1 protein-coding gene and 2 tRNA genes are annotated in these 737 nt (G+C 53.2%); all 3 read right to left on the reverse strand.

Translation table 11 applies throughout. The features are described from left to right. Nucleotides 1-45: 45 nt before the first annotated feature. Nucleotides 46-117 (reverse strand) — tRNA-Glu (locus tag H6B10_RS14805). A gap of 93 nt (nt 118-210) precedes the next feature. Then, nucleotides 211-287: transfer RNA gene (locus tag H6B10_RS14810), tRNA-Met, on the reverse strand. Nucleotides 288-536: 249 nt separating this feature from the next. Continuing rightward, on the reverse strand, nt 537-737 hold a 201-nt coding region (locus tag H6B10_RS14815; protein ID WP_204652289.1), incomplete at its 5' end, for a hypothetical protein.

Below are 737 nucleotides of genomic sequence, written 5' to 3' on the forward strand. Positions count from 1 at the left end.
GAAACAAAAAAATCTCCCTCAGCCTAAGCTGAAGGAGATTTTTTATGACCCGTACGGGAATCGAACCCATGTTACAGCCGTGAAAGGGCCGTGTCTTAACCGCTTGACCAACGGGCCTCATAGAATACAAGATTTCGCTAAAACAGCAAGCAACCTACCGGCCACTATTGCAACCGATCCCCAAGTATTTTAGCGAAACCTTGTATCTCCTGGTAGCGGTAACTGGATTTGAACCGGTGACACTTCGGGTATGAACCGAATGCTCTAGCCAACTGAGCTATACCGCCACATTGGCGCCTATCAAAAAGCGCTCTATTATTATACGAATTCAAGGGGGTTCTGTCAAGTAGTTTTTGCAATTTTTTTGAAAAAATTCATTGCTTTTGTAACTTTTTCTTTCGGCGGCTGTGGTATGCCCCACTTTATGCTATACTGGATCTAAAAAGGAGGTATTCGCCATGAAACGTTCCCTGCTTGGCGTAGCGGCCCTTCTGGTACTTACGGCCTGTGCGGCATCCCCGTCGGGGGCTTCGGTATCAGAAGAAACTGCCCCTGCCACGGCGGCAGTTTCCGCTGCGCCGGACCCCACCGAACCGCCCGGTGCCGACCGCCGCCAGGTTGCCGTCGGCATCCACCATCACCACGGCGGGTTCGCTGGAGGACCAGGCCAGCCCCAGCTTGTCCGCCAGCTCCTCCGCCCGGGCCTGTTCCGGTGTTGCGCCGCTGTAGACATATTC

Origin of the sequence: Gemmiger formicilis (genome assembly GCF_016901605.1) — a bacterium.
GTDB lineage: Bacteria > Bacillota > Clostridia > Oscillospirales > Ruminococcaceae > Gemmiger > Gemmiger formicilis_B.